Annotated in this window: 24 protein-coding genes and 5 tRNA genes; 4 read left to right on the top strand and 25 right to left on the bottom strand. The window is 41.9% G+C overall.

The window, feature by feature from the left end; translation table 11 throughout:
* The first annotated feature begins 51 nt into the window (after positions 1–51).
* A complete protein-coding gene (locus ACFSTG_RS02200) occupies positions 52–1,638 on the top strand; it encodes a peptide chain release factor 3 (RefSeq protein ID WP_380748017.1) in 1,587 nt (528 codons plus the stop codon).
* Positions 1,639–1,760: 122 nt separating this feature from the next.
* Here the strand turns inward: ACFSTG_RS02200 and ACFSTG_RS02195 are convergent, their stop codons facing one another.
* From ACFSTG_RS02195 to ACFSTG_RS02075, 25 genes are all read right to left on the bottom strand, one after another.
* Positions 1,761–2,525 (bottom strand): hypothetical protein, encoded by a 765-nt coding sequence (locus ACFSTG_RS02195; RefSeq protein ID WP_380748015.1) that lies wholly within the window; start codon positions 2,523–2,525, stop codon positions 1,761–1,763.
* 164 nt (positions 2,526–2,689) lie between these two features.
* Positions 2,690–3,004, bottom strand: a complete 315-nt coding sequence (locus ACFSTG_RS02190) for a DUF3467 domain-containing protein (RefSeq protein ID WP_380748013.1) — start codon at positions 3,002–3,004, stop codon at positions 2,690–2,692.
* A gap of 98 nt (positions 3,005–3,102) precedes the next feature.
* Positions 3,103–7,404 (bottom strand): DNA-directed RNA polymerase subunit beta', encoded by a 4,302-nt coding sequence (rpoC, locus tag ACFSTG_RS02185; RefSeq protein WP_380748011.1) that lies wholly within the window; start codon positions 7,402–7,404, stop codon positions 3,103–3,105.
* A gap of 65 nt (positions 7,405–7,469) precedes the next feature.
* Complete coding sequence (gene rpoB / locus ACFSTG_RS02180; protein ID WP_380748009.1) at positions 7,470–11,282, bottom strand: DNA-directed RNA polymerase subunit beta; 3,813 nt, start codon at positions 11,280–11,282, stop codon at positions 7,470–7,472.
* Between the two features lie 132 nt (positions 11,283–11,414).
* Complete coding sequence (gene rplL, locus ACFSTG_RS02175) at positions 11,415–11,792, bottom strand: 50S ribosomal protein L7/L12 (protein ID WP_380748007.1); 378 nt, start codon at positions 11,790–11,792, stop codon at positions 11,415–11,417.
* Between the two features lie 58 nt (positions 11,793–11,850).
* Complete coding sequence (gene rplJ / locus ACFSTG_RS02170) at positions 11,851–12,372, bottom strand: 50S ribosomal protein L10 (protein ID WP_380748005.1); 522 nt, start codon at positions 12,370–12,372, stop codon at positions 11,851–11,853.
* A 12-nt stretch (positions 12,373–12,384) separates the two neighbouring features.
* Entirely contained in the window at positions 12,385–13,083 is a 699-nt protein-coding gene (rplA, locus tag ACFSTG_RS02165) for a 50S ribosomal protein L1 (protein WP_380748003.1), read from the bottom strand.
* A gap of 18 nt (positions 13,084–13,101) precedes the next feature.
* Positions 13,102–13,539, bottom strand: coding sequence for a 50S ribosomal protein L11 (rplK, locus tag ACFSTG_RS02160; RefSeq protein ID WP_380748001.1), 438 nt, complete (start codon positions 13,537–13,539; stop codon positions 13,102–13,104).
* Positions 13,540–13,615: 76 nt separating this feature from the next.
* Positions 13,616–14,167: a transcription termination/antitermination protein NusG gene (gene nusG, locus ACFSTG_RS02155; RefSeq protein WP_324721505.1), complete on the bottom strand. Its 552-nt coding sequence runs from the start codon at positions 14,165–14,167 to the stop codon at positions 13,616–13,618.
* Positions 14,168–14,178: 11 nt separating this feature from the next.
* Positions 14,179–14,376 carry a preprotein translocase subunit SecE gene (gene secE / locus ACFSTG_RS02150; RefSeq protein ID WP_380747998.1) on the bottom strand — a complete coding sequence of 66 codons (198 nt, stop codon included), beginning with the start codon at positions 14,374–14,376 and terminating at the stop codon, positions 14,179–14,181.
* A 138-nt stretch (positions 14,377–14,514) separates the two neighbouring features.
* Positions 14,515–14,587 (bottom strand) — tRNA-Trp (locus ACFSTG_RS02145).
* A gap of 60 nt (positions 14,588–14,647) precedes the next feature.
* Positions 14,648–15,835, bottom strand: a complete 1,188-nt coding sequence (tuf, locus tag ACFSTG_RS02140) for an elongation factor Tu (protein WP_380747996.1) — start codon at positions 15,833–15,835, stop codon at positions 14,648–14,650.
* Positions 15,836–15,893: 58 nt separating this feature from the next.
* Positions 15,894–15,965: transfer RNA gene (locus tag ACFSTG_RS02135), tRNA-Thr, on the bottom strand.
* A 306-nt stretch (positions 15,966–16,271) separates the two neighbouring features.
* Positions 16,272–16,344 (bottom strand) — tRNA-Gly (locus tag ACFSTG_RS02130).
* Positions 16,345–16,420: 76 nt separating this feature from the next.
* Positions 16,421–16,502, bottom strand: a tRNA-Tyr gene (locus tag ACFSTG_RS02125).
* Between the two features lie 155 nt (positions 16,503–16,657).
* Positions 16,658–16,731, bottom strand: a tRNA-Thr gene (locus tag ACFSTG_RS02120).
* Between the two features lie 95 nt (positions 16,732–16,826).
* Positions 16,827–17,132 (bottom strand): ribosome hibernation-promoting factor, HPF/YfiA family, encoded by a 306-nt coding sequence (gene hpf / locus ACFSTG_RS02115; protein WP_380747994.1) that lies wholly within the window; start codon positions 17,130–17,132, stop codon positions 16,827–16,829.
* Between the two features lie 24 nt (positions 17,133–17,156).
* Positions 17,157–18,065 carry a tyrosine-type recombinase/integrase gene (locus ACFSTG_RS02110; RefSeq protein WP_380747992.1) on the bottom strand — a complete coding sequence of 303 codons (909 nt, stop codon included), beginning with the start codon at positions 18,063–18,065 and terminating at the stop codon, positions 17,157–17,159.
* 90 nt (positions 18,066–18,155) lie between these two features.
* Positions 18,156–18,350, bottom strand: a complete 195-nt coding sequence (rpsU, locus tag ACFSTG_RS02105) for a 30S ribosomal protein S21 (RefSeq protein ID WP_380747990.1) — start codon at positions 18,348–18,350, stop codon at positions 18,156–18,158.
* 141 nt (positions 18,351–18,491) lie between these two features.
* On the bottom strand, positions 18,492–19,661 hold the full coding sequence (locus ACFSTG_RS02100) for an acyl-CoA dehydrogenase family protein (RefSeq protein ID WP_380747988.1): 1,170 nt from the start codon (positions 19,659–19,661) through the stop codon (positions 18,492–18,494).
* Positions 19,662–19,718: 57 nt separating this feature from the next.
* Positions 19,719–20,585 (bottom strand): ComEA family DNA-binding protein, encoded by an 867-nt coding sequence (locus ACFSTG_RS02095; RefSeq protein WP_380747986.1) that lies wholly within the window; start codon positions 20,583–20,585, stop codon positions 19,719–19,721.
* A 12-nt stretch (positions 20,586–20,597) separates the two neighbouring features.
* Positions 20,598–22,682 (bottom strand): amino acid carrier protein, encoded by a 2,085-nt coding sequence (locus ACFSTG_RS02090; protein WP_380747984.1) that lies wholly within the window; start codon positions 22,680–22,682, stop codon positions 20,598–20,600.
* 155 nt (positions 22,683–22,837) lie between these two features.
* Positions 22,838–23,068, bottom strand: a complete 231-nt coding sequence (locus ACFSTG_RS02085; RefSeq protein WP_380747982.1) for a PspC domain-containing protein — start codon at positions 23,066–23,068, stop codon at positions 22,838–22,840.
* Positions 23,069–23,087: 19 nt separating this feature from the next.
* The gene (locus tag ACFSTG_RS02080; RefSeq protein WP_380747980.1) at positions 23,088–24,371 is read right to left on the bottom strand and encodes a DUF2851 family protein; all 1,284 of its coding nucleotides are present in this window, start codon (positions 24,369–24,371) and stop codon (positions 23,088–23,090) included.
* A gap of 66 nt (positions 24,372–24,437) precedes the next feature.
* Positions 24,438–25,133: an SGNH/GDSL hydrolase family protein gene (locus ACFSTG_RS02075; RefSeq protein WP_380747978.1), complete on the bottom strand. Its 696-nt coding sequence runs from the start codon at positions 25,131–25,133 to the stop codon at positions 24,438–24,440.
* An 88-nt stretch (positions 25,134–25,221) separates the two neighbouring features.
* Between ACFSTG_RS02075 and ACFSTG_RS02070 the strand changes: the two genes are divergently transcribed.
* The 3 genes from ACFSTG_RS02070 to ACFSTG_RS02060 all read left to right on the top strand — a co-directional run bounded on the left by ACFSTG_RS02070 (position 25,222) and on the right by ACFSTG_RS02060 (position 26,452).
* Positions 25,222–25,785 carry a hypothetical protein gene (locus ACFSTG_RS02070; protein ID WP_380747976.1) on the top strand — a complete coding sequence of 188 codons (564 nt, stop codon included), beginning with the start codon at positions 25,222–25,224 and terminating at the stop codon, positions 25,783–25,785.
* A 71-nt stretch (positions 25,786–25,856) separates the two neighbouring features.
* Positions 25,857–26,081 carry a hypothetical protein gene (locus ACFSTG_RS02065; protein WP_380747974.1) on the top strand — a complete coding sequence of 75 codons (225 nt, stop codon included), beginning with the start codon at positions 25,857–25,859 and terminating at the stop codon, positions 26,079–26,081.
* Entirely contained in the window at positions 26,078–26,452 is a 375-nt protein-coding gene (locus ACFSTG_RS02060) for a hypothetical protein (protein ID WP_380747972.1), read from the top strand. Before ACFSTG_RS02065 ends, ACFSTG_RS02060 begins: the two co-directional genes overlap by 4 nt.
* Positions 26,453–26,478: the final 26 nt, after the last annotated feature.

The raw sequence follows: 26,478 nt of genomic DNA, 5'->3' as shown, positions 1-26,478 counted from the left end.
ATTGCCCTAAATCACATTCAAATAATTATCTTTGCAGCCTTAAATCCAGGTATGAAGTTTTCAGAAGAGATCAAAAGAAGAAGAACATTTGGGATCATCTCCCACCCCGATGCGGGGAAAACCACCTTAACCGAAAAATTGCTGCTTTTTGGAGGTGCGATCCAGGAAGCCGGTGCTGTTAAATCAAATAAGGTTAAAAAAGGCGCCACCAGTGATTTTATGGAGATAGAGCGTCAAAGAGGTATTTCTGTAGCAACTTCTGTACTTGCTTTTGAATATAAGAACATCAAGATCAATATCCTGGATACTCCCGGGCATAAGGATTTTGCAGAAGACACCTTTAGAACCCTTACCGCCGTAGATTCGGTTATCGTTGTTATAGACGTGGCAAAAGGGGTCGAGGAACAAACTGAAAAACTGGTGGAGGTTTGTCGCATGCGAAACATTCCTATGATCGTGTTTATCAATAAACTTGATCGTGAGGGTAAGGATGCGTTTGAACTTCTTGATGAAATTGAACAAAAATTAAAACTTACCGTTACCCCCCTGAGTTTCCCTATTGGAATGGGTTATGATTTCAAAGGGATCTACAATATCTGGGAACAGAACGTAAACCTTTTCACCGGAGATCCCCGTCGCGACATTGAAGAAACCGTAGAGATCTCTGACCTCTCCTCTAAAGAACTTGATAATCTAATTGGGGAAAAAGCAGCCGGTACACTTAGGGAAGAACTGGAGCTGGCTCACGGCGTGTATCCCGAATTCAACAAACAGGATTACCTGGATGGGAACCTGCAGCCGGTGTTTTTTGGTTCTGCATTAAATAACTTTGGTGTACGGGAACTCCTGGACTGCTTTATAAACATTGCCCCCACTCCCAGACCCAAAGACAGTGACACACGAAAAGTACTCCCCGACGAAAAAGATTTCACCGGATTCGTTTTCAAGATCCACGCGAACATGGATCCAAAACACAGGGACCGTTTGGCGTTCATTAAGGTAGTATCGGGAAAATTTGAACGGAATAAGCCTTACCTGCACGTGAGACATGGAAAGAACCTCAAGTTCTCCAGTCCCAATGCTTTCTTTGCAGAAAAGAAGGAAATCGTAGAGGTTTCTTACCCCGGAGACATTGTGGGATTACACGACACGGGAAACTTTAAGATAGGAGATACCCTGACCGAAGGTGAACAATTAATGTATAAAGGAATTCCCAGTTTCTCTCCAGAACACTTCCGGTATATCAATAATGCCGATCCCATGAAATCAAAGCAGCTCGAAAAAGGGATCGACCAGCTAATGGATGAAGGGGTTGCCCAGTTATTCACCCTGGAGATGAATGGCCGAAAAGTGATTGGTACAGTAGGTGCCCTGCAGTTTGAAGTGATCCAGTACCGTCTCGAGCATGAATATGGAGCCAAATGTACCTATGAGAACCTGAATGTACACAAGGCGTGCTGGATAGAACCGGAAAACCCCAAAGGAGAGGAATTCGCAGATTTTAAAAGAGTAAAATCAAAATATCTTGCAAAGGACAAAAGAGGACAGTTGGTTTTCCTGGCCGATTCAGCATTCTCCCTTCAAATGGCACAACAAAAATATCCTTCCATAAAATTCCATTATACTTCGGAATTCTAAAAATATATGGATCTTGAAAAACGACATTTTTGAATAGTCTTATTTTTATTCTTTACACCCTATAGAAACCAGACCTCACAATTTTTTAAACCTGTGAGGTCTTTGAAATAAATGCAACAAAACTACATCCGCTCCTTTACAAATTCTAGTGCTTTTGTCAGGTAAAATTCCACCAGCTCGAGACGCTTAGTTTCAGATAATAAACTATAAAAAATTTTATCTTCAGCACAGAAATATATGAAGTCCCGAATACGCTCTTCAGGGATGGCAAGATCTTTAAAAAATGAAAATGGCAGAGCCGCTACCCCCGCATCAACCATCTGAGAAAGATCTTCATTGGCGGCTGCTTTTTGAAGCTTCTCTGTTCTTCCATTGATCCTGTTTAGTATCCCATCAAGACTTACATTTATCATTCCGGGTGGATTGTACCTGGATGTCGTACTAACGTTTGAAGCTGTCTTTAGCTTTCGCTCAATTGATGTAAGCCTGGGGGTATCAGACATGGGAAAGCCCAGGTCGGCCTGGGTTAAGGTGGGAATTTCGGGGAGATCTGTGAAAAGATTTCCGCTAAGACTAATATCGCTGATACTTACCTCCTTTAGCTCATCTATCTTGTCCACAAGCAATACTGTCAAAAATGCTTTTTTCAGCACCTCTTCTGAAATGATTATTTTTCTGGATTCATATTGAACTGAAGAAAACAGAAGGGTGTCTTTGAGTGCTATCTCAATTTCAAACTCTCCGGCCTCATTATTCGTTGTCCCCGTTTTGCTCGTGAGATTGATGATATTAATGGAAGTAATTTCCTTATCAGGCGTATAGATCTTTCCTTTCAACAGTGTCCTATCCTGACCCAGTGTAGAAAAGCTAACAAGAAGAAATAACAAAATGGAGCAGACTCTAATCTTTTAAAGGTTTTAATTCAATATTGGAAAGTCTTTCAAAAATATTCTGTTTTGGAGGGCTTTTTTGTTGCGGAATTCCGGCAAAAAAGAACCCTTCCAGGGCTTGAAACCCTGAAAGGGTTGATCTTTTTATTATCAAAAATTAATTAAGCCTGTCCTGTAGGTCCAAAATTCAGAGGAATGGGAGGTTGCTCATAATCCTTGATCTCGCCGTGGGCTTTTTCGAACCGCTTCACGTTATCACCCAATGCTTTCAAAAGTCTTTTTGCATGTTGAGGGGTAAGAATGATCCTTGACTTGACTTTACTCTTGGGAGTACCGGGCATAATGCTTACAAAATCTACTACAAATTCTGAAACGGAATGGTTGATGATCGCAAGGTTAGAATAGGTTCCTTCTGCTACTTTTTCATCAAGTTCTATATTGATCTGACCTTTTTTTGGTTTTTTCTCTTCACTCATTATCTATAAATTTTATCAATTAAAAGTACAAAAAAATCCCGACCATTTTGGCCGGGATTTTTGTTTTACCAGTAGATGGCCGCAATAGCAGCCCTTTACTAGTTATAATTAACTTCCTGCTTTTTCTCAAGCATTTCGTCAAATTCTTCTTTTGAACCTACAATGATATTCTCATAGTTTCTCATACCGGTACCGGCAGGGATCCTGTGACCAACAATAACATTTTCTTTAAGTCCTTCAAGAGTATCTACTTTAGCGCTTACTGCAGCCTCGTTCAACACTTTTGTAGTTTCCTGGAAGGAAGCCGCAGAAATAAATGACTTGGTTTGCAGGGAAGCCCTTGTAATACCTTGCAGTATTGGCGTTGCAGTAGCCGGGGTCACATCTCTCGCAGTTGCAAGATTCTTGTCCTCTCTTCTAAGAATAGAGTTTTCATCTCTTAACTCACGCGGAGTAACAAGCTGGCCTGGTTTCAGGTTTTCTGAATCCCCTGCATCTTCAACTACCTTCATACCAAAGATCTCATCGTTCTCTTCCATGAAATCATCTTTGTGAACCAATTGATTCTCAAGGAAGATAGTATCACCCGGATCAACGATCCTAACTTTACGCATCATTTGTCTTACAACCACCTCAAAGTGTTTATCATTGATCTTCACACCTTGTAAACGGTAAACCTCCTGAACTTCGTTCACAAGATACTGTTGTACGGCACTTGGACCTTTGATAGACAGGATATCTTCAGGCGTTACAGAACCGTCTGATAACGGCATTCCCGCACGAACAAAATCGTTCTCCTGAACCAGGATCTGGTTAGAAAGCTTCACAAGATACTTCTTGATCTCGCCAAGCTTGGATTCAATGATGATCTCCCTGTTACCACGTTTGATCTTTCCGAAGGAAACAACACCATCAATCTCACTAACTACAGCAGGGTTAGATGGGTTACGTGCTTCGAACAATTCGGTTACCCTTGGAAGACCTCCCGTAATATCCCCTGATTTTGAAGACTTACGCGGAATCTTTACAAGGATCTTACCTACCTTGATCTTCTCGTCGTTGTCTACCATAAGGTGGGCTCCAACAGGAAGGTTGTAAGATCTTATCACTTCATCCTTCTTACCTAAGATCTGAAGGGTTGGGATCAATTTCTTGTTACGTGATTCAGAAATAACTTTTTCCTGGAATCCGGTTTGCTCATCGATCTCTACCTGGTAAGTAACTCCCTGCTCGATATTCTCGTAGCGGATCTTACCTGCAAATTCTGAAATGATCACCCCGTTATATGGATCCCATTGACAAATTACTTCGTCTTGTACTACTTTGTCGCCATTTTTAATGAATATCTGTGAACCATAAGGAATGTTATTGGTACTCAATACAATTCCTGATTTTGGATCTTTTAACTTCAATTCTGAAGTCCTGGAGATCACGATCTCAGCCTCTCCACCATCAGGAGCTTCTCCTTTAACGGTCTTAAGTTCTTCGATCTCTGCGATACCATTGAATTTGGCGATCAATTTATTTTCTTCGGAAATGTTACCTGCAATACCACCCACGTGGAAGGTACGCAATGTAAGCTGTGTTCCCGGCTCCCCAATAGACTGGGCAGCTACAACACCTACAGCTTCACCTTTTTGTACCGTTTTATTGGTAGCCAGGTTACGACCATAACATTTCACACATATTCCTTTCTTTGCCTCACAGGTAAGGGCAGAACGAACTTCTACACTCTCTATTGGCGCATTGTTTATTTTATCAACCGCATCTTCATCGATCTCAACACCACCAACAACCAAAAGTTCATTGGTAATTGGGTTGTAAACATCGTGTAAGGCAGTTCTACCAAGGATCCTTTCACCAAGTGACTCTACGATCTCTTCGTTCTTTTTAAGCGGTGACACATCTACTCCTCTCAAAGTACCACAGTCTTCTTCGTTGATGATCACATCTTGTGAAACATCTACAAGACGACGAGTCAGGTAACCTGCATCGGCAGTTTTAAGAGCCGTATCGGCAAGACCTTTACGTGCACCGTGAGTAGAAATAAAGTACTCAAGAATCGATAGACCTTCCTTAAAGTTGGAAAGAATAGGGTTCTCAATAATTTCTCCACCCCCAGAGGTAGATTTCTTAGGCTTAGCCATCAATCCACGCATACCGGTCAACTGACGGATCTGTTCTTTAGATCCCCTCGCTCCCGAGTCAAGCATCATATACACCGAGTTAAATCCTTGCTGATCCTCACGAATACGTTTCATGGCTAATTCCGTTAAGCCGGCATTCGTAGAAGTCCAGATATCAATAACCTGGTTATAACGCTCGTTGTTGGTGATAAGACCCATGTTATAGTTGGCCATAATACCTTCAACCTGCTCGTTTGCCTCGTCGATCATTCCTTGTTTTTCTTCAGGAATAATAATATCCCCAAGGCTGAAAGAAAGCCCTCCCCTGAATGCGAAACCGTATCCAAGGTCTTTGATATTGTCAAGGAATTCTGCTGTTTCAGGAACACTTGTTACCTTAAGGATGTTACCAATAATATCTCTCAAAGATTTCTTGGTCAATACCTCGTTGATGAATCCGGCTTTTTCAGGAACAGACTGGTTGAACAGTACTCTACCCACAGTAGTTTCAATGATTTGGAAAACAAGTTCCCCCTGATCATTATAATCCTTAGCCCTTATCTTAATAACAGCGTTAAGGTCGACCATTTTCTGGTTGTAAGCGATCACTACCTCTTCTTCTGAATAGAAGGTAAGGCCTTCACCTTTTACAGGTACTTCAGGCGTAGATTGTCTGGACTTTGTCATGTAGTAAAGTCCCAGAACCATATCCTGAGATGGTACCGTAACAGGAGAACCGTTAGCGGGATTCAAAATATTGTGAGAACCTAGCATCAACAGCTGAGCTTCGAGGATTGCCTCTGGCCCAAGCGGAAGGTGAACAGCCATCTGGTCACCATCAAAGTCGGCGTTAAATGCAGTACACGCAAGCGGGTGCAACTGGATCGCCTTACCTTCGATTAATTTAGGCTGGAATGCCTGGATACCAAGTCTGTGAAGAGTAGGGGCCCGGTTAAGCAACACAGGATGCCCTTTCAACACGTTCTCAAGAATATCCCAAACAACAGGTTCTTTCTTATCTATAATTTTCTTGGCAGATTTTACGGTCTTAACAATACCTCTTTCGATCAATTTTCTGATCACAAAAGGCTTGTAAAGCTCAGCTGCCATGTCTTTTGGAAGACCACATTCATAGAATTTCAACTCAGGTCCTACAACAATTACCGAACGTGCCGAATAATCCACACGCTTACCAAGCAGGTTTTGACGGAAACGCCCCTGCTTTCCTTTTAAGGAATCTGAAAGGGATTTCAACGGCCTGTTGGAATCAGTTTTTACTGCTGAAGATTTTCTGGTGTTGTCAAACAATGAATCTACAGATTCCTGAAGCATACGTTTTTCATTACGTAAGATCACTTCAGGAGCTTTGATCTCCATTAAACGCTTCAAACGGTTGTTACGAATAATTACACGACGGTAAAGATCGTTCAAATCTGAAGTTGCGAAACGTCCACCATCAAGCGGCACCAAAGGGCGCAATTCCGGCGGAATGATAGGAATCACCTTCATTATCATCCACTCAGGACGGTTTTCACGGTTTTTATTTGCATCACGAAGCGCTTCCACAACCTGAAGTCTCTTAAGAGCTTCAGTCTTACGTTGCTTGGAAGTTTCGTTGTTCGCCTTGTGTCTTAATTCATAGGAAAGTGCATCAAGATCAATGCGCTGCAGGATGTCAATAAGACATTCTGCACCCATTTTGGCGATGAATTTATTCGGGTCATTCTCGTCAAGATAAAGGTTTTCCTGCGGAAGGGTATCCAGAATGTTCAGGTACTCTTCTTCTGTTAGGAAATCCATTTTCTTCAAAGGCTCTCCATCTTCATTCTTGGCGATACCCGGCTGAATTACCACGTATCTCTCGTAATAAATGATCATGTCCAGTTTCTTGGACGGAAGACCAAGCAGGTATCCAATTTTGTTAGGTAAAGAACGGAAGTACCAGATATGCGCTACGGGAACAACAAGATTGATGTGCCCCACACGATCTCTACGTACTTTCTTTTCAGTTACCTCTACACCACACCTATCGCAAACGATGCCTTTGTAACGGATCCTTTTGTATTTTCCACAGGCACATTCGTAATCCTTTACAGGACCAAAAATTCGCTCACAGAAAAGACCATCCCGCTCAGGTTTGTGCGTACGATAATTGATAGTTTCCGGCTTCAGGACTTCCCCGCGAGACTCAGCCAAAATGGACTCGGGAGAAGCTAAACCTATAGAGATCTTGTTAAACCTCTGTACTGTATTCTTATCATTATTTCTAGCCATAATAAATGGTGCTATCTAATTATTGTAAAATGCAGTGTGCCGGGTGAGCAGCACACTGCAAAGCTTTATTCTTCTAATCTAATATCTAATCCCAGACCTTTCAGTTCGTGCATCAACACGTTGAAAGATTCAGGTAGTCCAGGTTCCGGCATTGGCTCACCTTTTACAATGGCCTCATAGGTCTTAGCCCTTCCAATTACATCATCAGACTTCACAGTAAGAATTTCACGCAGGGTTGCAGAAGCACCGTAGGCTTCCAGAGCCCAAACCTCCATCTCACCAAATCGCTGACCACCAAATTGTGCTTTACCTCCAAGAGGCTGCTGGGTGATGAGTGAGTATGGCCCAATGGAACGTGCGTGCATCTTATCATCGATCATGTGACCAAGTTTTAGCATATAGATCACACCAACAGTTGCAGCCTGGTCAAAACGATCTCCGGTACCACCATCATAAAGATAGGTGTGACCAAAGCGTGGAATTCCGGCTTCATCTGTCAATTCATTGATCTGGTCTATGGTCGCACCGTCAAAAATTGGAGTAGCATATTTCTTCCCTAATTTTTGTCCGGCCCATCCAAGAACAGTTTCATAGATCTGCCCAATGTTCATACGCGATGGTACCCCAAGAGGGTTCAACACGATGTCTACAGGCGTACCGTCTGCAAGGAATGGCATATCTTCTTCACGTACGATCCTGGCAACAATACCTTTGTTACCGTGACGTCCTGCCATTTTATCCCCAACTTTCAGTTTTCTCTTCTTGGCAATGTAAATTTTTGCCAATTTGATGATACCAGATGGTAATTCATCCCCAACTGAAATGGTGAACTTCTCTCTTCTAAGGTTACCCTGGATGTCGTTCTCCTTGATACGGTAGTTATGCAGAAGGTCTGCAACCATAGCATTAAGGTGATCATCTGTAGTCCAGGTTCCCTGAGTAAGGTGAGCGTAGTCGTCTACTGCGTTCAACATTTTCTGGGTATATTTCTTCCCTTTTGGAAGGATCTCTTCTCCAAGGTCATTCATAACACCCTGGGCAGTTTTTCCACCAATGACAGCAAAAAGTTTATCTACCAGTTCAGATTTTAAAATGGCAAATTTCGCTTCATATTTCTTTTCAAGTGCAGCAACATCTTCCTTATCCTGAGCTCTCTTACGCTTATCCTTAATGGCACGGGCAAACAATTTCTTGTCTATTACCACACCTCTAAGCGATGGAGAAGCTTTAAGAGAAGCATCTTTTACATCACCGGCCTTGTCTCCAAAGATCGCTCTAAGAAGTTTTTCTTCAGGAGTAGGATCGCTTTCTCCTTTTGGAGTGATCTTACCTATAAGAATATCTCCCGGCTTAACTTCAGCACCAATCCTGATCATTCCGTTTTCATCAAGGTCTTTTGTAGCCTCTTCAGAAACGTTAGGAATGTCATTGGTCAATTCTTCGTTACCTAATTTGGTATCCCTTACTTCAAGAGAATACTCATCAATATGGATTGAAGTAAAGATGTCATCTCTAACCACTTTTTCTGAGATCACGATAGCATCTTCAAAGTTATATCCTTTCCATGGCATGAAGGCAACCTTCATGTTACGTCCCAGTGCAAGTTCCCCTGCTTCTGTAGCGTAACCCTGGCAAAGTACCTGTCCTTTACTTACCCTGTCTCCTACTCTTACGATTGGCTTCAGGTTAATGGAAGTACCCTGGTTGGTCTTTCTGAATTTTACCAGTTCATAGGTCTTGGAATCTGAATCAAAGCTTACCATTCGCTCTTCCTCAGTTCTGTCATATTTTATCGTAATCCTTTCTGCATCAACATATTCCACAGTTCCTTCTCCTTCAGCATTAATCAATACACGGGAATCTGTAGCTACCTGTCTTTCCAGTCCTGTACCTACGATTGGGGAATCAACTCTCAATAACGGTACTGCCTGGCGCATCATGTTAGATCCCATCAAAGCACGGTTCGCATCATCATGTTCAAGGAACGGGATAAGAGAAGCCGAAATAGAAGCGATCTGGTTAGGAGCAACATCAATATAATGAACCTTTGTTGGTTCTACGAGCGGGAAATCACCTTCCTCACGGGCAGTAATCCTTTCTCGTTCAATGGTACCATCATCAGAAATAGGAATGTTCGCCTGGGCGATCAATTTCTCTTCTTCCTCTTCGGCACTCAGGTATCGAGGCTCATCTTTAATATTAACTTTTCCATTTATCACCTCACGGTATGGAGTTTCAAGGAATCCCATAGAGTTCACTTTCGCATAAGAAGAAAGTGAAGAGATCAAACCAATGTTTGGACCTTCAGGGGTCTCGATAGGACAAAGCCTTCCGTAGTGAGTATAATGAACGTCACGCACCTCAAAACCGGCACGCTCACGGGAAAGACCACCAGGCCCAAGAGCCGATAATCTTCGTTTGTGAGTGATCTCTGCCAGCGGGTTCGTTTGATCCATGAACTGAGACAACTGGTTGGTACCAAAAAATGAATTGATCACAGAAGAAAGTGTCTTCGCGTTGATCAAATCAATTGGAGTAAACACTTCATTGTCACGTACGTTCATACGCTCACGAATAGTTCTGGCCATACGAGCCAAACCTACTCCAAACTGCTGAGACAGCTGCTCTCCTACTGTTCTTACACGACGGTTGGACAAGTGATCGATATCATCGACCTCTGCCTTAGAGTTGATAAGTTCAATAAGATATTTAACGATGGTGATGATATCTTCACGGGTAAGCACTTGCTTATCCATAGTAACATCAAGACCAAGTTTTTTATTCATTCTGTAACGCCCCACTTCTCCAAGGCTGTATCGCTGGTCTGAGAAGAAAAGCTTGTCAATGATTCCGCGGGCAGTTTCCTCATCGGGCGGTTCTGCATTACGAAGTTGACGGTATATGTGTTCCACCGCTTCTTTTTCAGAATTGGTTGGATCCTTTTGTAAGGTATTATGGATAATAGCGTAGTCGCCGGTTTGATTATCTTCTTTATGCAAAAGAATGGTCTTGGAACCGGTTTCAACTATTTCTTCAATATGATCTTTTTCAAGAACGGTATCACGATCAAGTACGATTTCGTTACGTTCAATTGAAACCACCTCTCCAGTATCTTCATCTACAAAATCTTCATACCAGGTGTTCAATACACGTGCGGCGAGTTTACGCCCAAGGACTTTTTTAAGCCCTGCTTTAGATACTTTCACCTCTTCAGCAAGGTCAAAGATCTCAAGAATGTCTTTGTCACGCTCAAATCCAATAGCACGGAAAAGAGTGGTAACGGGTAATTTTTTCTTCCTATCGATATAGGCGTACATTACGCTGTTGATATCGGTAGCGAATTCAATCCATGAACCTTTGAAAGGAATTACACGGGCAGAGTAAAGTTTTGTCCCGTTGGCATGGAAGGATTGTCCAAAGAATACTCCGGGAGACCGGTGCAACTGAGAAACTACTACGCGCTCAGCTCCATTGATACAAAAGGTCCCGCTTGGGGTCATGTAAGGAATAGTCCCCAGGTACACATCCTGAACAATAGTTTCAAAATCCTCATGTTCGGGGTCTGTACAATAAAGCTTTAACCGTGCTTTAAGCGGTACACTATAGGTCAATCCACGCTCGATACATTCCTGAAGAGAGTATCGCGGCGGGTCCACAAAATAGTCTAAAAATTCTAGTACGAATTGGTTACGGGTGTCCGTAATGGGAAAGTTCTCCATGAAGGTGTTATATAAACCTTCATTTCCTCTTTCTTCTGATTTTGTTTCTAGTTGAAAGAAGTCCTGGAATGACTTGATCTGGATATCCAGAAAGTCGGGGTAAGCAGGCCTGTTCTTTACAGAAGAGAAACTCAATCTTTCAGTTTGCGTTGCTAACATCAATGGACGGAATTATGTTAAATAAAAAAAATATGTGCGAAATAAACAGGAAATGTTCATATACGCAAAATGGTTTAGACCTCAGAGAACCTAATCTCCGGGTCTAAACCTATACTATTTAGTGGGTTTAGCTTACTTAAGCTCAACCTCAGCTCCTGCTTCTTCTAACTGTGCTTTTAATGCTTCAGCTTCGTCTTTAGAAACTCCCTCTTTTACTGGTTTTGGAGCATTGTCTACCAATTCTTTAGCATCTTTCAAGCCAAGACCGGTAAGTTCTTTTACTAATTTAACTACGGCTAGTTTTGAACCACCCGGAGCCTTAAGGATCACGTCAAATTCAGACTGCTCTTCAGCGGCTTCTTCACCACCACCGGCAGCAGCACCACCAGCAACTACAGCTGCAGCTGCAGGCTCAATCCCGTATTCCTCTTTTAATATATCAGCTAACTCGTTTACTTCTTTTACTGTTAGGTTAACCAATTGTTCTGCGAAATCTTTTAAATCTGCCATTTTCTATCGTTTTTAAAATGTTCTGTAAAAATATATTTGTTAAAAAGTGCGTACTTGTTTATCCTTCCTTTTCTGAAAGGGTCTTAAGAATTCCTGCGAGTTTACCGCCACCCGATTTAAGTGCCGAAATAACATTTTTAGCAGGTGATTGAAGCAATCCAACGATATCTCCAATAACTTCTTCCTTAGACTTGATGTTAACCAGGGTTTCCAGTTTATCATCTCCTACGAAGATAGCCTCTTCAATAAACGCGCCCTTTAGTAAAGGCTTATCAGATTTCTTTCTGAATTCTTTAATTACCTTAGCCGGTCCATTTCCTGTTTCAGAAAACATGATGGAAGTATTTCCTTTCAATACTGAAGGAAGCTCTCCAAAATCTTTATCTGAACTCTCCATGGCCTTGGCCAAAAGTGTGTTCTTAACTACCGCAAGTTTTATGTTGGCTTTAAAACAGGCTCTGCGCAGGTTTGTTGTGCTCAAAGCATTTAAGCCTGAAATATCTGCTAAGTAAATAGTGGTATTATCAGCTAACTGGGCAGTTAAATCTTCAATTACTCTTGATTTTTCTTCTCTTGTCATAATCTAATAATATTATTGCTCAGTGAACCTTTTTGTATCAATCTCAACACTCGGACTCATTGTGCTTGACATGTGTATACTTTTAATGTAAACACCTTTAGCAGCCTGAGGTTTCAATTTTACCAGGGTAGTTAATAATTCTCTTGCATTTCCTGCTATCTTCTCTGCATCAAAAGATGCTTTCCCGATACCAGCGTGAACAATACCTGTCTTATCTACTTTGAAATCGATCTTACCGGCTTTCACATCAGATACAGCTTTAGCCACATCCATAGTTACCGTTCCGGTCTTTGGGTTAGGCATAAGCCCTCTTGGTCCTAGAACACGTCCTAATGGTCCAAGTTTACCCATAACGCTTGGCATAGTGATGATCACATCAACATCTGTCCAACCGCCCTTGATCTTTTCAAGGTACTCGTCTAAACCAACATAATCTGCGCCGGCTTCTTTGGCTTCTGCCTCCTTATCTGGAGTCACAAGAGCCAAAACCTTCACGTCTTTACCTGTACCGTGTGGTAAGGTAACTACGCCACGCACCATTTGATTAGCCTTACGGGGATCTACGTTCAAACGAACGGCCAAATCCACAGAAGGATCAAAGTTTACATTGGAAATCTCTTTTATTAAAGCTGAAGCTTCTGTAACCGAATAAGTTTTACCTTTTTCAAGTTTAGACTGTGCTTCCTTTTGCTTATTAGTCAATCTTGCCATTTTTAATTTCTTTTTGGATTAAAAAGGTGCTTGTCCTTTTACAGTAATTCCCATAGATCTTGCTGTTCCTGCCACCATCTTCATTGCAGACTCAATAGTGAATGCATTTAGATCCTGCATTTTATCTTCAGCAATGGTTCTTACCTGATCCCAAGAAACACTAGCTATTTTCTTACGGTTTGGTTCACCAGAACCTTTTTTAGCCTTCGCAGCTTCTAAAATCTGAACTGCAGCCGGTGGAGTCTTAATTACAAAATCAAAAGACTTATCTTTAAATACTGTAATCACACAAGGCAATACTTTTCCCTGCTTATCCTGGGTTCTTGCATTAAACTGCTTACAGAACTCCATGATATTAACCCCGGCGGCACCCAAAGCTGGTCCAACTGGTGGTGATGGGTTAGCAGCACCTCCGCGAACTTGTAACTTAACAACCTTACTTACTTCTTTTGCCATTTTATTAATTTTAAGATGATAGTTTTGTTAGTGGAAGCATACTAAAACTACCCAAAAATATATAGTGTAACAGTTATTATACTTTTTCTACCTGCATATAGCTTAGTTCCAGCGGAGTCTTCCTTCCGAAGATCTTCACCATTACTTCAAGCTTACGCTTCTCTTCATTTATCTTCTCAACCGTACCGTTAAAGCCGTTGAACGGGCCATCGATCACCTTAATGGTTTCTCCAATAGTGAACGGGATCGCAACATTATCAGCCTTAACTGATAATTCATCAACCTTACCGAGCATACGATTAACTTCAGATTTTCTCAAAGGCACAGGATCTCCGCCCTTCGTTTCTCCTAAGAAACCGATAACGCCGTTAATAGACTTGATTATGTGAGGAATCTCCCCGCCAATATTAGCAAGGATCATAACGTAGCCAGGGAAATATACCCTTTCTTTGTTTACTTTTTTGCCATTCCTGATTTGAATGACCTTTTCTGTAGGTACAAGAACCTGCTCTATAAAATCTTCAAGGCCTTCATGAGCGATCTCCCGCTCAATATATTCCTTTACTTTATTCTCTTGTCCGCTAACGGCACGAACCACATACCATTTTTTGTCTTTCACCTCTGCCATTGCAATACTGTTTATGATTTAATCCATTCAAAATATTGCTCTATCATTCCGCTAAAAACGGTATCAACTCCCCAGATAGCCAGGGCAAAAATGATTGAAAATACAGCCACAACAACAGTAAGCCTTTGCGCTTCCGGCCAGGTTGGCCAGGTTACGTGGTTCTTTAATTCATTGTATGACTCTGAGATGTAATTAACTATTCCTGCCATGGTATTTTATTTTGCCTTTTTAAGCTTTACTAAGTGCAGGCATTCTGAGATTCTTTCCCCTTTGAAAGAGGTACGGCCTCCTGCCTAATTGATCAATATTATTAAGAATAATCAGAAAAATTCGATCATTTCTTTATGCACGGGTTGAGAGACTCGAACTCCCGACACCTGGTTTTGGAGACCAGTGCTCTACCAACTGAGCTAAACCCGTAAATATAAGTCAAGGTATTCACAAAAGTGAATACCTTAACTTTATAATTCTAGACTTTAATTAGTCAAGGATCTCAGTAACCTGGCCAGCACCTACTGTTCTACCACCTTCACGGATAGCGAAACGTAGACCAATATTCATGGCAATTGGCTGGATCAAATCAACGTGGATAGTCAAGTTATCCCCAGGCATTACCATCTCTACTCCTTCTGGTAAGTTAATAGTACCAGTTACATCAGTTGTACGTACATAAAACTGTGGACGGTAGTTGTTATGGAATGGAGTGTGACGTCCACCTTCTTCTTTCTTAAGGATATAAACCTCAGCTTTGAATTTAGCGTGTGGAGTTACAGATCCTGGCTTGGTAATTACCATACCTCTTGAGATTTGAGTTTTCTCAATACCTCTAAGCAGGATACCAACGTTGTCACCAGCTTCACCTCTATCCAATATTTTACGGAACATCTCAACACCTGTAACAGTAGATGTCAATTTTCCAGCTCCCATACCAATGATCTCTACAGGATCTCCGGTGTTAGCAACACCAGTCTCGATACGACCGGTTGCAACAGTACCACGACCAGTAATAGAGAATACATCTTCGATAGGCATAAGGAATGGCTTATCAACATCGCGCTCTGGCAATTCGATCCAGCTATCAACAGCTTCCATCAAATCAAGAACAGTTTTTGTCCACTTCTCATCTCCGTTAAGAGCACCAAGTGCAGATCCTGAAATTACAGGTCCGTTATCACCATCATATTCGTAGAAAGAAAGAAGATCTCTAACTTCCATTTCAACTAGCTCAAGAAGCTCTTCATCATCAACAAGGTCAACTTTGTTAAGGAATACAACGATTCTTGGAATACCAACCTGGCGTCCAAGAAGGATGTGCTCACGAGTTTGTGGCATAGGACCATCTGTAGCCGCAACCACAAGAATAGCACCGTCCATTTGGGCAGCACCAGTAACCATGTTCTTCACATAATCCGCGTGACCAGGACAGTCAACGTGTGCATAGTGACGCTTCTCTGTTGAATATTCAACGTGCGAAGAGTTAATGGTAATACCTCTTTCTTTTTCTTCCGGAGCATTATCAATTTGATCAAAAGATCTAGCTTCTGAATAACCGGCATCAGCCATTACCTTAGTAATCGCTGCTGTTAAAGTTGTTTTTCCGTGATCTACGTGTCCAATTGTACCTATGTTTAGGTGCGGCTTGGACCGATCGTAAGTTTCCTTTGCCATAATTAATACTTATTTAATCTTAGTTATATATTAGTGTTCAATTTTATACAAAATCTAGAGCCAACGACGAGAATTGAACTCGTGACCTCTTCCTTACCAAGGAAACGCTCTACCCCTGAGCTACGTCGGCAAAAAAGTCTTTCTCCTATTATATGCCGGAGAAAATACATAAGGATAAACCTTAAATTTTATTTAGCAGAAAAACACGCCTGTAGCGTGAAATCCTTACTTTCGAAAAGAAAAACCTCCTTTCCCCTATTTTCCGCCCCGAACAGGATCAAATCTGAATTTAAACCTCCCCAAAAAGGAATAGAGCGGGATACCAGGCTCCTTTCGATTCGCTTTGCAAGCTAACTCAGGACAGGCTTCTCACCCTGCATTCTGATTTAAATAAAATTCAATTCTCATAAATCTTATTTCCACCAGAAAGACTTAGAGCGGGAGACCGGGTTCGAACCGGCGACATTCAGCTTGGAAGGCTGACGCTCTACCAACTGAGCTACTCCCGCAATTCTTAAATCCCAAGTCTCAAGCACCAAATCCCAATTTGGTATTTGGAATTTGTTATTTGGAATTTAATTTTTGTGGGGAGAGCAGGATTCGAACCTGCGAAGTTAAAAACAGCAGATTTACAGTCTGCCCTCGTTGGCCGCTTGAGTATCTCCCCAATTATAATCTTATCAATATTTCACAGAACCACTCGCTTTGGCTTAGGGCTTGCTTTTTGAAGCCGCAAATTAAAAGAAAATTAAATTATCTTCCAAAGCTTTTTTTTCAATATTTTAAGAACATCAACAACAGGTTCCTTGCCTGTTTTTTCAGAGCCGATGGAGGGACTCGAACCCACGACCTGCTGATTACAAATCAGCTGCTCTAGCCAGCTGAGCTACATCGGCCAATCACTTCTTTTCCATAAAAAAAGTCCGCTATTTCTAACGGACTGCAAATGTATTAATTTTATTCAGTTCTCAAAACATTTCTGAAAAATATTTTAGGCAACCTGAGCACTAAATTTCCTTTTTCTTTTTTGAAGCTGGCGTTCCAAAGAACTAACACATTCATCTACACCAATTTCAAACCTTCGGCCTTTCTTTTTGCAAATAAGCTCATCACCGGGAATGCTCAGCAAAATTTCTGAAATCTTATTTTCTTTATCACTGGTATTTTCCACTTTTAAATAAATATCTGCATGGATCACATTGTCATAATGACTCTCCAGTTTATCCAGCTTCTTTTGAATGAAATCTACCAGTTTTTGATCTGCAGTGAAATTGACCGACTGTACGTTAATTTTCATAGTACTTGAAATTTAATTAAACAATTAGTGAGGTCCCTTTTTCCTGTTCCGCGGGTGTGCGTTCCTGTAAACCCTGCTTAATTCGGTCATGCTGTTATGGGTGTAAACCTGGGTAGCAGCAAGACTTGAATGTCCAAGCAGTTCTTTGACAGCATTTAAATGAGCACCCTGGTTCAGCAAATGAGTAGCAAAAGAATGCCGCAGGATGTGCGGACTTTTTTTTAGCTTACTCGAGATACCTCTAAAGTAATTATTTATTGTTCTATAAACAAGGGAATCGTATACTTTAACGCCCTTCACGGTGAGGAATAAATACCCTCCGGAATCCCCCTTTTCAACTGTTTTTCTCTCCGGTAAATACGCTGCTATAGTTTCTATTACAGAAGGCAGCAGCGGGATGAAACGCTCCTTGTTACCCTTACCCCTAACCTTGAGAAGCTTTCCTGAAAGTTCCACGTTTCCAAGTTTGATCCCTATAAGTTCACTGCGTCTAATCCCGGTTGAATAGAAAAGTTCTATCATGAGTTTATCCCTCATTTCTACGAATCCTTCGGCAGGAAATGAACTTAATGCCAGGCTTACTTCGGTTTCAGAAAAAGGAACCTGCAGCTTCCCTGAAGCTTTAAGCGAACGGTGATTGGAAAGCGGTGACACCTCGAGCTGTTTGGTCTTTTGAAGAAACTTAAAATAAGATTTTAGGGAGGAAACCTTTCGGTTAATGCTTGAATTTGAAAGACCGCTTTCCGCCAGGGATACGATCCAGCTTCTAACCTGAGGATAGTTTACTTCTTTTAGTGCCTTTTGATCATATTCCGCAGTAATGAATTCTGCAAAGGAAAGAAGGTCTTTCCTGTAGGCAGTTACCGTGTGCGGAGAATAATTCTTCTCCAGTTCAAGGTATTCGAAAAAACGGGTAAATTGATCCTGAGGCATAAAAAAACTGTTGGCAAACAAAGTTATCAAACTTTAGCTTACCAACAGTTAATATAATGTATACCTAAGAACCAGGCTTAGGAATTGATACTAGATCTCTTCCTGATCTCTTAAGTGCTGAATGTATTCAGCTTTTTGGATTTGAGCCCTACGTTCTACGGACGGCTTTGTGAATGCTTGACGACTTCTCAACTGACGCATTGTTCCTGTGCGATCAAATTTACGCTTGAAACGCTTCAGCGCTCTATCAATATTTTCTCCGTCTTTAACTGGTATAATTAACATAGTGTCACCTCCTTTCTTTAAGAATTAATTTCGAGCTGCAAATATACTCGTTAATTACAAACTCACAATTATATTTTATGAAAATTTAAAATTCCAGGCACCATATTCGAAATTCCAAATCTTGAATCCTGAATCCTGAATTTACTTCGCCGCGGGCCTGTATTCCTTCTTATCGATCACCATTTTCGCGATCACTTCCCTTAGGATCTCTGAAGTACCACCTCCAATTGGTCCAAGCCTGCTGTCTCTGGACAGCCTTGCCAAGGGATAATCTTCCATATAACCATACCCTCCAAGGAACTGAAGACACTGATAGATCACCTTATCGGCCATCTTTGTTGAAAGCAGTTTTGACATGCTCGCTTCTTTCACCACATACTCCCCTTTGTCAAGTCTTTCGGCAACCGAGTAGTTAAACTCTTTATTCATTTCTACTTCACTGGCCATATCTGCAATGCTGTGCCTTAGAGCTTGAAATTTATCTATAGTTTTTCCAAATGCCACTCTCTCACTCATATACTGAAGAGTATAATCAAGAGCATACTCTGCGCGGGCATGAGCATTGATCCCCATGATCAATCTTTCAAATGCAAAGTGCTGCATGATGTATGGAAAACCTTTCCCTTCTTCTCCCATAAGGTGGCTCGCAGGGATCTCGACATTGTCAAATGCGATCTCTGCCGTGTCTGAAGCTCTCCAGCCAAGCTTATCAAGCTTGGTAGCAGAAATTCCAGGGGTATCCCGGTCCACGATAAAAATGCTCATCCCTTTATTGTGCAGTTCAGGGTTGGTCTTTGCCGCTACCACCAGATAATCTGAATATACTCCATTGGTGATAAAGGTCTTGGAACCGTTGATCACATACTTGTCCCCTTTTTTAACTGCAGTGGTCTTCATTCCTGCAACATCAGAGCCTCCAAAAGGCTCTGTGATACAAAGACACCCAATCATCTCACCTTCTATACTGGCGGTAAGATATTTTTGTTTGATATCCTCATCCCCTTCTTTTGCCACATGGGTCATTGCAAGGTAAGCGTGGGCCCACATTGCTGCAGCAAATCCACCTGAGTTTATCTTCTGAAGTTCTTCCAAAAAGATCACGGTATAAAAAATATCAAGACCCATTCCACCATACTGCTCTGGGTAATTAAGGCCGAAGTAGCCCATTTCCCCAAATTTTTTCCAGATAAACCGATCTATAGTACCTGTCTTTTCCCATTTTTCAATATGTGGCACCACCTCCTTTTGTAAAAACTCCTGAAAGCTTTTTCTGAATAATTCGTGTTCTTCTGTAAAATACCTGCTGTTCATATAATTGTTTTATAGTATCTGAATAGTTTAAGGGGGGATAAGAAATCACACGATCTCTTAGTCGATTGCCAAATATAATTTAATTCTGTCTATTTTTTCTACCGGAAATTCCTTTATCTGTCCCAGCTCCTCAAAAGACTGGATCTCACCTTTTCGCTCCCTGTATTTTATCACTACTCTCGCAAGTTCATAATTGAAATAAGGTAATTCTGAAAGTTGAAGTATCGTTACAGAATTGATGTCCTGTTTCTCCAAATTACTTTCTTTCACCTCAAACCCCTTCAGCACCCGGTCTATTACTTCAGGGGAAAGTCCATAAACATCCTTGAGCTGTATCGCATGCCTGAAGCCGCCAAGGCTTTCCCTGTACTTTACGATCCTTTCAGAAAGTTTCTCTCCAATTCCGTACACCCGTTGTAAATCTTCGGCAGTAGCAGCATTAAGGTCCTGCTTAATGACGGCTTCTGAAATAGTCTTTTGACCCATTTCTTTTTTTAAGTTCGTTTCCCGCCATTCCGGGAATTTAAAGTGGGGAGAAATAACCTCCAACAGGGAGTCAGATACCCCGGTAACCTTCCGGAAATCTTCCGCAGAATTTATCCATGAACCATTTGCCCGATATGCATGCAGCCTGTCGATCTCATCTACAGTCATGCCCAGAGTGTAACCTTTATAATCTGAAATGAAATTGGGATTAAAAGGGGCTGTAACCACCGTGTCTTTTTCTGAGGCCACCAGTTTGAGGGAGTCAAGTTTCCTCTGCAGTTCTACTACCAGCTGCTGCTGATCTTCATTCCCGGCGCCCCGTGAAGAAAAGGGGTAGAAAAAATAAACCAGTTGCAGCAGGATTATAACCAGTACCAAAAGAAAGATCCCATTCTGTTGGCTTCTGTTGAGCACAAAATGGGATCTCCAATTCTTCATAAGGTCTAAATGTTAAGAAGCCTTTTTAACCTTTTCTTTTTCGGGGCTGCGAAATAGCTCACCGGCCTTTAATTTTCTACTGTATTCATCAAGGTCTCTCTTTACCTCACCAGACATAATATAAAGTCCGATAATATTAGGGAAAGACATTGCAAGTATCATCATATCTGAGAAATCCAGCACGGCTCCAAGACTTACAGATGCTCCTATGACCACAAATACTAAAAATAACGCCTTATAAACTATTTCAATTTTTTTGCTTTTTCCAAAAAGGTAAGTCCATGCCCTCATCCCGTAGTATGACCATGAGATCATTGTGGAGAATGCAAAAAGGAATACAGCAGTGGCCAGTACATAAGGGAACCAGGAGATCACACTTCCAAACGCGCTGGAAGTAAGTTCTACCCCACCTATTCCTTCTACTTCGTGCATACCGGTAAATATTAACACCAGGGCGGTAAGGGTACATACCACAACCGTGTCAATGAAGGGCTCAAGAAGCGCCACAAAACCTTCAGATGGCGGGTGATTGGTCTTGGCGGCACTGTGCGCAATGGCAGCAGAACCAACCCCGGCCTCATTCGAAAAGGCAGCACGCTGGAAGCCAACGATCAATACTCCAATAACTCCACCTTTTAAGGCACTCGGACTAAAAGCTCCGTTCCAGATTGCTGAAAATGCAGGCCCAATGTTCTCTATATTTACCCCAATCACCACCAGGGCTCCAAGTATATAAACTGCAGCCATGATAGGAACTATCTTTCCCGTAACCTTTGCAATACTGGAAATTCCTCCAATGATAACTACTCCCACAAGTACAGCTACAACAAGACCAAAGATGAATCCATTGCCTACAAGGGCCGGAAATTCACCAGCAAGGATCACAAAAGACTGGTTGGCCTGGAACATGTTTCCTCCTCCAAAAGAGGCACCAATGGCAAGAATAGCAAAGAAAACCGCCAGGAATTTACCCAGTCCTTTCTGACCTCTTTTCTCCAGACCATATCTCAGGTAGTTCATAGGCCCTCCAAAAACACGGCCTTCACTGTTGATAAATCTATATTTTACCCCAAGGGTACATTCCACGAATTTGGAAGACATCCCCAGTAGACCCGCAAGGATCATCCAAAAAGTTGCTCCTGCTCCTCCAAGCGATACAGCAACAGCCACCCCGGCAATATTACCGAGTCCTACAGTTCCCGATACGGCAGTTGCCAGTGCCTGGAAATGGGTAACCTGTCCCGGTGCGTTTGGATCGTCATACTTCCCACGGGCCAGTTCAAGCGAATGTTTGAACCCGCGAAAATTTATAAACCCTAATCTTAATGTAAAGAATAACGCGCCCAAAACAAGCCATACCACGATAAAAGGAATATCTTTTTGCTGCAGGTCCCCGTTTGGATGTGTAAGGGCTACCGGCTGGTCATATTCTATAGCGGCAAGGTATTGTGCACCCTGCTCTATCACGTGTTGTTTGTTCTCTGAGTTATAGATCATTCCGCCTTCCTGCACCAGGTATTTAAGATTCCCGTTTGCATTGGCATAGGCAGTAATATCTTCTCCGTTCTTGGAAATTATAGCAATGGCCTCTCCCTCTTCAACATGAGTGCCTTCTGCCAGTAACCATTCTTTTAATATGAACTGGCCTTCTATGGTGGCAGACCATTCTGGTGCCGGCACTCTCTTTACGTCGGCATAAACCACAGGATCATAAATACCTATAGCCGAAAAAGGATCCCAGAATAGTACACTTCCCATGCTCTCCACTATTGGGGCAAAGGTTCCGTTGAAGTGCTCAGTTATAGCTTTGGCCTCTACAGTATACTCTTCAGTAACTTCATTCCCTGCAGCATCTGTTACCGTAACGCTATATGGCACTCCCTCTATCAGATTTTCTGACCGGGGGGAATCCATAGGAGTAGACTGGCTGGACCATCGATAAGTATAAGGTGGGGTTCCTCCTTCAACGTTCAACTCAACAAAACCGTCATTTATAACTTTTGATGGATTTTCAATCTCAGCATTTAATTTTAACTCCTGGGCAAAAATTGTGAATACTGAAAAGAAAAAAAGAAATGAAAGCAAGTACTTTCTCATAAGATCTGATTAAAAAATTTAATTTTTGGGTTGTTTTTTTCGGCCAAGCAAGATGCTAAAAAATTTAACGTTTTCAAATTTTAGCAAGTTAAATTGCAAAGAAAACGTTAAGTGCGATCTATTGCTGCCTCAAAAAACCCTTTGCTTCCGAAGAATTACAGATCAAAAACTGAAGTTCGCTTAGCATAGATCATGTCCTTGAACTTTAGCAAAAAGGCAAGGGTAAGATAAAAAGCGAAACCTATTCCGAAGGTCGCAAAAGAAAGGTAGATAAAGAAAAGGCGCACATTCTTGGCCCGCATTCCCAGTTTGTCTGCAAATCTGGAGGACACGTAAAAGCCATGCCTTTCAAAAAAATTCCTTATTTGAGTGACCATTTTATACATAAAAACAAAGATATTAAATTCATGCCTGCCTCTGCAATAATTTTATACCCAGTCCGCAATGCAGGCAGTTGTTTTTATCGCAATACTCCTTCTTTAACTGCAACAGCGCCTGAGACTGCAAGGCATTGGTGGCAGTTCCCGTTCTCAGCTCATTGAATTTTTGGATGATCTTGTTGGATTCCGCCGGTAAAGAGGTCATAATATTGATCAGGGTTTCATCCTCCTCCCTACCCTGCTGCTGAAGGTAACAGAACTTGACCGGAACAAGGGTATTAATAATAAGAAGGTTTAGAAAGGAAGTAGTGAATGCCTTCTTGCGGGAAGGATGAGATCTCCTGAAGGTATAGTGGGTTTTCCAGTACTCATTTATCCCGCCTGTAAAAAGCTCTCTTAATTCTTCCACGTTCCCGGCTTCCATCAATTTCGAAAATAGTGCCGGCGTTAGTTTATATACTGCAGCAAGTTGCACCAACCTTAACTCAGGGAAATTATCGGGCCTTAACCGGAAGTATTTCACCGGACTTATTCCTTCCCTTGAAAGCCGGTATTTATGCTTTAGGAACAGATAATCCTGTTTCAGTTTTAGATAATACGAATCTTCAAGGTCGTCTTCCAGCAGCCCAGCCTGACCCAATAGAAGCGCTTCCAGGTTATCCCGATCACCCCTGCATTTCCGTACAACCGCAAATGGAATAGATTCGGCAATGCTTAAAAAAGCTTCCCCGTTCAAGTTGAGACCAAAATTCCTGGCCAGCATTTTAAAAAGTACTTCTTCCCAGTTTCCGGCAGATCGTTGAAGAAGCGAATAGATCAATTTTGATTTTGATTCCAGCCTCTCAAAATACAGACGCTCAAGCCAGTTGTCTAAAGTAAATTCTTCAAACCCCTTAAAATCAGATTCGCAATTTATCCAGTTGCCGGCAGGGCGAAGGAGCAGCCGCTCATAATTCTCAAGGGTTGATTTTGGTACGATATTATGCAATTCGAGCACAGGCACGGCCGATTGATCTTTTCTATAAACATCTACATCATGTTTCCATACAACGTGCAGGATCACGTTATCATAAGCAGGATCTATCTCATGCCGGTGCCTGTACCAGTCAGATGAATTGATGTGGATCTCTACATTTCCTGCCCATTCCTGATCACCAATGACCACCCTTGAATTAAAAAAATCGGGACCTGAAAGAAAATTGTGGCTTCCGGCAGAAAGAACGGTAACAGGAGCTCCCTCTGTAGTGAAAAGTCCACTATGCTTCCATTTTTGAAACTCCCATAAATAATGTAGATAATCTTCCTGCATGTGGATAAATGTAAAAAATTTCTTTTTACAAAATCCACTTAACTTACTTAAAAAGAGTTATTTATACTAATTACCCCCACTTGTCTTTTCAGCAATTTCTTTTACGATCTCCTGTACCCAAAGCGTATACATCTTGCCACTTGGGTGAAGATCATCTGTGGCGGTTAGGGAGGGATCTGTTGCTGCCTTTCTGGAAATAGGGGTGATGTTATAGAATTCAATATCAAATTCTGCTGCTGTCTCCTCAAACACTGCATTGAACAGGTCGATCTCTTTCCTGATCTCCTCTGCTTTTTCCTTGCCAAATGGAGTCACTCCATAATCAGGAATACTTACGGCAAAGACTCCGTCTTTTCCGGAATTTGAACGGGAAATAGCCCGTCTAAAGATCTCTTTAAGGTCCTCCCTGTACTCCTCAATAGATCTACCCTGGTATTGATTATTTACCCCTATCAATACAGAAACGAGGTCAAATTTCTCATCATTAAGCCTTTCATCCATAGCCTTTAAAAGATCTGCGGTAGTCCAGCCGGTACGGGCGATGATACGTGGGTGATTTACAGGCACGTCACGTTCCCTCAAACTGTCACTTAATTGCACCGGCCAACGGAGCGTCTTATGAACGCTCTCACCTATGGTGTAAGAATCCCCAAGGGCAAGATAATTTAGTTCGGGTGTTTCTTTTATTGGAAGTTTTTCTTCTGAATCTATACAACTACAGAAGATTGCGTTAACGAAAAAGAGGAAGAGTAATTTTTTCATAGTGGGTAAATAAGTCTGCAAAATATAATTTTTCCTTCACAAAACCGGCTCTATGTAATTTATCTATATTTATCAAAAATACCCTTTTATGAAAACTTTGTTGCCTCTCCTCCTCTTGATGGTAAGCCTCAATGGTTCTGCTCAGGAACCCGACCCCGGGCTGAAATTCTGGAACAGCCTGCAGGATCACTGCGGAAAATCATACGAAGGAACAGTGGCCGAAGCGCCCGAAAATGACGATTTCAGAGGAAAAAAATTAGTGATGCACGTTCGCTCCTGCGAAGAAAATGTCATCAGAATCCCATTTTTTGTGGGCGAGGACAGGTCCCGAACCTGGGTACTTACCCGGGTGGGTGACCGTATTCAGTTAAAACATGATCACCGCCACAAGGACGGCAGCGAAGATGAAGTGACCATGTATGGAGGAATGACTTCCAACCCGGGGCTGGCAAACCTGCAGGTTTTCCCGGCAGACCAGGAAACTGCCGCTCTCATTCCGCAGGCCGCCTCAAACATCTGGTGGATCTCCCTTGATGATAACCTTTTCACTTACAATCTTCGACGCCTGGGAACAGACAGGGAATTCAGAGTGGAATTTGATCTTACCCGGCCAGTAGAAACTCCTCCGGCACCATGGGGTGCGGAAGAATAACTTTCTTAATTCGGGGTTAAACCTATCTGGGCATTCTTTAAATAAGAAGGGAAATAATTATATTACCCTGAATGCATTTAAAGATTATGGAACCCGAAAACACTTCAAATCCAAAACATTCTGAAACAACCTTTCCAAAGGAAGCGAACAGGGAACAATCAGGAAAACCCATCGGGAACGAACCTGAAAAAAAGTCTTTCCTGCAAGTGGTCAAGAAGGTTGGCTTTTCTGTATGGGTGGCGGTGATGGTCATTGGAGGAGTTCTTGCCTTTCTTACTTCCCTGCTGTTATTATGAAAAAGATCTTGTGGACATTGGTGATCTTCAGCGGAATCTTTCTCTTTGAACGCTTCCTCTCAATTACCGGTATTCCCCGGCCGGATTGGTTGAGGTTCTATCTAAACGATTTCCTTTGCATGCCTATCATCCTGAGCCTCTGCCTCCTTACTGTTCAAAAATTAAAAAAAGACAGCAACATCAGGCTCTCCTTGTTCACGGTCTTATCACTTGCCACCTTCTATTCGATATATTTTGAAATTCTGCTTCCGCAGTTCATGGAGCGATATACTGCAGACGTCATTGATGTTATTTTATACTTTACGGGTTCGGTTCTGTTCTATTATCTCCAGGAGCCGCCACTTCCAGAAAAAACTATAATCAGAAAATAAAAAGAGCTGCCAATAAGACAGCTCTA

The organism is Salinimicrobium flavum (genome assembly GCF_042684505.1).
Lineage (GTDB): Bacteria > Bacteroidota > Bacteroidia > Flavobacteriales > Flavobacteriaceae > Salinimicrobium > Salinimicrobium flavum.
This window is presented reverse-complemented; position numbering and strand designations above follow the sequence as displayed.